The organism is Methylobacterium sp. WL18 (assembly GCF_008040015.1).
Lineage (GTDB): Bacteria > Pseudomonadota > Alphaproteobacteria > Rhizobiales > Beijerinckiaceae > Methylobacterium > Methylobacterium mesophilicum.
This window is the reverse complement of the sequence record NZ_VRVD01000290.1, coordinates 1-5,846: the sequence shown is the minus strand read 5'-3', so window position 1 is coordinate 5,846 and position 5,846 is coordinate 1. Positions and strand designations below refer to the sequence as shown.

6 protein-coding genes are annotated in these 5,846 nt (G+C 68.8%); 3 read left to right on the top strand and 3 right to left on the bottom strand.

The features are described 5' to 3' along the window. The 3 genes from eutC to FV228_RS18585 form a co-directional block, all read left to right on the top strand. The coding region (gene eutC, locus FV228_RS18595) for an ethanolamine ammonia-lyase subunit EutC (protein ID WP_147855983.1) at positions 1-721 on the top strand (721 nt) is incomplete at its 5' end. A gap of 494 nt (positions 722-1,215) precedes the next feature. Beyond that, a complete protein-coding gene (gene ilvD, locus FV228_RS18590) occupies positions 1,216-2,946 on the top strand; it encodes a dihydroxy-acid dehydratase (RefSeq protein ID WP_147855982.1) in 1,731 nt (576 codons plus the stop codon). After that, a complete protein-coding gene (locus tag FV228_RS18585) occupies positions 2,933-3,835 on the top strand; it encodes a tetratricopeptide repeat protein (RefSeq protein WP_147855981.1) in 903 nt (300 codons plus the stop codon). The genes ilvD and FV228_RS18585 overlap by 14 nt, the downstream gene beginning before the upstream one ends. 31 nt (positions 3,836-3,866) lie before the next feature. Here the strand turns inward: FV228_RS18585 and FV228_RS18580 are convergent, their stop codons facing one another. From FV228_RS18580 to FV228_RS18570, 3 genes are all read right to left on the bottom strand, one after another. After that, positions 3,867-4,490, bottom strand: coding sequence for a glutathione S-transferase family protein (locus FV228_RS18580; protein ID WP_147855980.1), 624 nt, complete (start codon positions 4,488-4,490; stop codon positions 3,867-3,869). A 124-nt stretch (positions 4,491-4,614) separates the two neighbouring features. Continuing rightward, positions 4,615-5,238 (bottom strand): glutathione S-transferase family protein, encoded by a 624-nt coding sequence (locus FV228_RS18575; protein ID WP_147855979.1) that lies wholly within the window; start codon positions 5,236-5,238, stop codon positions 4,615-4,617. Between the two features lie 112 nt (positions 5,239-5,350). Next, a partial coding sequence (locus FV228_RS18570; protein WP_147855978.1) for a peptide deformylase occupies positions 5,351-5,846 on the bottom strand: 496 nt, incomplete at its 5' end.

Here is a 5,846-nt window from a genome sequence, read left to right as displayed (position 1 = left end):
CCGCGCCGGCAGCGGCCTGCCGACCCGGGAGGTGCTGCGCTTCGGCCTCGACCATGCCCAGGCCCGGGACGCCGTGCACGCGCCGATGGATGCGGAGGCGCTGGCCGCATCCATCGCGGAACTCGGCCTCGCCACGCTTGCCGTGGCTTCGCAGGCCCCGGACCGGGCGACCTACCTGCGCCGCCCCGATCTCGGCCGACGGCTCGATCCGGACGACCTGCTGACGCTCGAAGCCGCGGCGGATACCGCCGATCTCGCCGTCGTGGTGGCGGACGGGCTCTCGGCCCGGGCCGTCCACGAGAATGCGGCGCCGTTGCTCAGGGCGTTCAAGCCCCTGGCCGAGAAGGCCGGCTGGCGCCTCGCGCCGGTGGTGATCGCCCGGCAAGCGCGCGTGGCGCTCGGCGACGCGGTCGGCCAGACCCTGAAGGCCCGGGCGGTGGCGGTGCTGATCGGCGAGCGGCCGGGCCTGTCCTCCCCCGACAGCCTTGGCATCTACCTGACATTGAATCCAAAAATCGGCCGCTCGGATGCGGAGCGCAACTGCATCTCGAACGTGCGAACGGCCGGCCTCACCCACGAGAAGGCGGCGTTCAAGCTGCACTGGCTGCTCGCCCGCGCGCTGACCCTTGGCCTCAGCGGCGTGACCCTCAAGGACGAGAGCGACCGTGCTCTGGAAACCGGTGCCGCGTCGGCCGCCTTGCCGGAGCCGGGCCGCGGCTGAACGGGGGCACGTGTTTCGTGCTCTGCGCCGAACGGGGTATCGGTTCAGTCATGCGAATAGCAGTTCAAGGGCCATGTCTGCGGTCCGGAGATGACGGCGGCGGGTGGTTGGTGGCACGGTGCCGGTGATACGGCGCGGCACTGAGCCTTAGAACCCGTGTCGATTGAGCCTTATCCGGTGGGGCAGGTGACCGAAGGATTATCCTTAACCTAATCTCGTGCCGGCAATGGACCCCAAGCGTGGCTGTGGCGGGGTCGCAACACCGTAAAACGAACCCGGGTCCGCCCCGAGACCTGCCCGCAAACGCCGCGATCCCGCCATAGTCCGGGCCCACCTCACCATCCGCGGTAAACGGCAAGTTCGACAACGATTTACCGTTTCGAAACGAGGTTTTCCCGAGCACGCGGACGGCCCATCCGGCGCATCGCGAACGGCGACGCGCCGCGGCTTCCTGCACCCTCGGGACTGGCGGCGCGAAGGCTTGGTTCGGGTTGATGGACACGCGGTTGAACGACAAGTCGAAGCTGCCCAGCCGTCACGTCACGGAGGGGCCGGACCGGGCCCCGCATCGCTCCTATCTCTACGCGATGGGACTGACCCGGGAGCAGATCCACCAGCCGCTGGTGGGTGTCGCCTCCTGCTGGAACGAGGCCGCCCCCTGCAACATCTCGCTGATGCGCCAGGCGCAGGCAGTGAAGAAGGGCGTCGCCGCCGCCCACGGCACCCCGCGCGAGTTCTGCACCATCACGGTCACCGACGGCATCGCCATGGGCCATGGCGGCATGCGCGCCTCGCTGCCGTCGCGTGAGGTCATCGCCGACTCGGTCGAGCTGACCATGCGCGGCCACGCCTACGACGCCCTGGTCGGCCTCGCCGGCTGCGACAAGTCGCTGCCCGGCATGATGATGGCGATGGTGCGCCTCAACGTGCCGTCGATCTTCATCTACGGCGGCTCGATCCTGCCCGGCTCGTTCCGCGGCAAGCCCGTCACCGTCCAGGATCTCTTCGAGGCTGTGGGCAAGGTCGCGGTCGGCGACATGAGCCTGGAAGACCTCGACGAGCTGGAGCAGGTCGCCTGCCCCTCGGCCGGGGCCTGCGGCGCGCAGTTCACCGCCAACACCATGGCGACCGTCTCCGAGGCGATCGGTTTAGCGCTCCCCTACTCGGCCGGCGCCCCGGCGCCCTACGAGATCCGGGACAAGTTCTGCGCCACCGCCGGCGAGAAGGTGATGGAGCTGCTGGCCAAGCAGATCCGCCCGCGCGACATCGTCACCCGCAAGGCGCTCGAGAACGCCGCCACCGTCGTCGCCGCCTCTGGCGGCTCGACTAACGCGGCCCTGCACCTGCCGGCGATCGCCCATGAATGCGGCATCGAGTTCACGCTGTTCGACGTCGCCGAAATCTTCCGGCGCACGCCCTACATCGCCGACCTGAAGCCCGGCGGGCGCTACGTCGCCAAAGACATGTTCGAGGTCGGCGGCATCCCGCTGCTGATGAAGACCCTCCTCGACCACGGCTTCATGCACGGCGACTGCCTGACGGTCACCGGCCGGACTATCGCGGAGAACATGGACCGGGTGACCTGGAACCCGGACCAGGACGTGGTCTACCCGGCCAACCGGCCGATCACCCCGACCGGCGGCGTCGTCGGCCTTAAGGGCAACCTCGCCCCCGAGGGCGCGATCGTGAAGGTCGCCGGCATGCCGGCCGAGAAACAGGTCTTCACCGGCCCGGCCCGGGTGTTCGATGGCGAGGAGGCCTGCTTCGAGGCCGTCCAGTCGCGGACCTACAAGGAAGGCGACGTGCTCGTCATCCGCTACGAGGGGCCGCGCGGCGGCCCCGGCATGCGCGAGATGCTGTCCACCACAGCGGCCCTCTACGGGCAGGGGATGGGCGACAAGGTCGCGCTGATCACGGACGGGCGCTTCTCCGGCGCGACCCGCGGCTTCTGCGTCGGCCATGTCGGCCCCGAGGCGGCGGTCGGCGGGCCGATCGGCCTGATCCGCGACGGCGACATCATCACCCTCGACGCGATCCAGGGCACGCTCAGCGTCGCCCTGTCGGACCAGGACTTCGCCGAGCGCCGCAAGGCCTGGGCGCCCAGGACCAACACGGCGACCTCCGGGTATCTGTGGAAATACGCGCAGGGCGTCGGCCCGGCGCTGTACGGCGCCGTCACCCATCCGGGCGGCGCCAAGGAGCTGGAGAGCTATGCGGACGTCTAGGACTGACCTCAGCCGGCGCAGGGCGCCGGCCGGGGCCGATCCCGGTCGGTCCCGCCTGATCGCCAGGATCGCGGCGTCGGCCGGCGTCCTGATCCTGCTCGCCCTGCCCACGGAGGCGCCGCGGGCGCTCGATGCCAGCGTCCGCGCGCCGGTCCAGGTACCGGTGGCGGACAAGAGCTACAGGTCGGCCAAGGACGCGCTGCGCGCCGGCGTCCGCGAGTACAATGCTGGCGACAAGCAGGGCGCCGCCCGCGCCCTCGAATACGCCGCCGGGCAGGGCCATGCCCTGGCCCTGTGGAAGCTCGGCCGGATGTACGCCGAGGGCGACGGCGTGCCCCATGACGACCTGAAGGCGTTCGAGTTCTTTTCCCGGATCGCCGACGCTAGCACCGACGACGGCCCCGATCCGCAGAACTCGGCGGTCACCGGCAGCGCGTTCACGGCGCTCGGCACCTACTTCCTTGAGGGGATCAAGGGTACCTACGTGCGCCCGAACCCCGAGCGCGCCTACGACATGTTCAACTACGCGGCCTCGTATTACGGCGAGCCGAACGCGCAGTACAACCTCGCCCGGCTCTACCTCGACGGCACCGGCGTGGAGACGGATCCCCGGCAGGCGGCGCGCTGGTTCAACCTGGCGGCCGAGAAGGGGCACCACCCGGCGCAGGCTCTGCTCGGCGACATGCTGATGAACGGGTTGGGCGGCGTGCCGGTCCAGCGCGTGAAGGGCCTGATGTGGCTGTCGCTCGCCCGCGAGGGCGCGGAGGGCCGCAAGGACGACTGGATCGTGGCCCTCTACGACAAGAACTGGGCGGCGGCCAACGAGGACGACCGGGCCGAGGCGCAGAGCCAGCTCCAGACCGTCGGTTCGATCCGGCGGCGGCATTAGAGCCCTGCTCTGACACCGCCGCCGGCTTTCCTCAGCCCTTCTTCGCGTCCTGCGCGGTCTTGAACGACGGGCGCGCCAGGGTCTCGGCGATATAAGCCGAGAGCTTGGGCCAGCGGCCGGCATCGATGTGTGCCTCGGCCACGTGGAAGTTGTAGAAGCCCGTGGCGATCGAGATGTCGGCGATGCTGAAGGCGTCACCCGCGAGGTAGGGGCCCGAGATCTGCCGCTCCAGATAATCGAACAGCGGCGGCAGATCCGCGTCGAGCGCCTTCGTGACGGCGGCCTCGTCGGTGGGCTTGCCCATCATGTTGGGCTTCAGGATCCGCTCGACGAACGGCACGATCAGCTTCCCGAACAGCTCGGTATCGCCGAACTTGTCGAACCAGACCGCGCGGCCGAGAACCTGCGGGTCGGACGGCACCAGGGCCGGGGTCGGGTGCTTGCGCTCGAGATACCAGAGGATCGCCGAGGAATCCGCGAGCTTGAACCCGCCATCCTCGATCGCCGGGATCTTCCCCAACGGGCTGGCCGCCTGGAAATCCGAATCGGGCGCGTGGAACATCACCGGCCTGTGCTCGTAGGGCACGTTCTTCTCGGCGAGCGAGACCAGGACCTTGCGGACGTAAGGCGAGTAACCGGTACCGTAGACGATCATTACAACTCCATCGGGGACGCGATGACCGGATATCGATCCGTCGGCCCCTGCATGGCAGATAGGGCCGATCGCCGGTGCGCCGACCGCGTCACGGTCACCGCTCCGTGATCGTGCCCCTGTCGTCTCACCAGGCCGGCGCGGTGATCGCCGTCACGAAGGACGGCCGGTCGAGCGTCAGCGCGACCCAGCCGGCGAGCTTCGGCCAGCGCGCGGAATCCACCTGAACCTTGGCGAGTCGGAGATTGTGGAACGGCGCCGCGACCGCGATGTCGGCGATCCCGAAGCTGTCGCCCACCAGGAACGGCCCTGTGATCTGCGATTCGAGGTAGTCGAACAGGGGCGGCAGATCCGTGTCGAGCGCCTGCTGCGCCAGCGCGTCGTCACCGGGAACCTTGAGCACCCGCGGCTTCAGGAAGCGCTCCGCGAACACGACTGAGAGCTTCCGATCAAGCTCGACCTCGCCGAACTTGTCGAACCAGCGGGCGCGGGCGGCCCCCTGCGCATCGGCCGGGATCAGCGCGGGCTGCGGGGTGAGGCGCTCGAGATGATCGAGGATCGCGCTCGAATCGGCCAGCCGAAAGCCGTCATGCTCGATTGCGGGGATCTTGCCCATCGGGCTCGCTGCCCGGAATGCGGCATCGTCCGATTGCGGCGCCACCGGCCGGTGCTGGTACCGGACACCCTTCTCGGCCAGTGCCACGAGCACTTTGCGCACGAAGGGCGAGAGGCTGCTACCGTAGACGATCATGGTCGAATCCCCCGATGAACCGGCATCGGTCTAGAGCCGATGCCGGCAGCGGTGCAATCGATGCCGATGTCGTCGTGTTGAGTTGGCCATTTCATCGTGTTCGGCCCGGGTTTCATCTTGATGAAGCGGCGTTCGATTTCTCGAACCGCTTGATGAGACGCTCTCGCTTCAGACGGGAGAGGCGGTCGATCCAAAAGATACCGTCGAGTTGATCGATTTCATGCTGGATCACGGCGGCCGAAAAGCCGTCCGTCTCCTCCTCGTGGGCGGCTCCATCAAGGTCGCGGTAGCCGAAGCGGATCCGGCTCGGCCGCGTGATGCGCTCGCGCACGCCGGGCATGCTGACGCTGCCCTCTTCATGGGGCGTCGTCTCCGCGGAGGCCCAGAGGATCACCGGGTTGACGTAGACGCGCAGATCCTCGTCCGGCGACAGACGGATCACCACGACGCGCTCCGGAACGCCGATATGCGGTGCCGTCAGGCCGATGGCGCTGACGGCCAGCAGCGTGTCCCGCACGTCGTCGGCGAGGGCCGAGAGGCGAGGACCGAACGCATCGACCGGGTCGGCCGGGAGGGACAGGCGACGGTCGGGGAACTGGACGAGGGGG

What these genes read in the sequence shown, in the direction of transcription:
- FV228_RS18585 (WP_147855981.1), top strand. Translation starts at nt 2,933, where the DNA reads ATGCGGACGTCTAGGACTGACCTCAGCCGGCGCAGGGCGCCGGCCGGG.
- FV228_RS18580 (WP_147855980.1), bottom strand. Translation starts at nt 4,490, where the DNA reads ATGATCGTCTACGGTACCGGTTACTCGCCTTACGTCCGCAAGGTCCTG.
- FV228_RS18575 (WP_147855979.1), bottom strand. Translation starts at nt 5,238, where the DNA reads ATGATCGTCTACGGTAGCAGCCTCTCGCCCTTCGTGCGCAAAGTGCTC.
- ilvD (WP_147855982.1), top strand. Translation starts at nt 1,216, where the DNA reads ATGGACACGCGGTTGAACGACAAGTCGAAGCTGCCCAGCCGTCACGTC.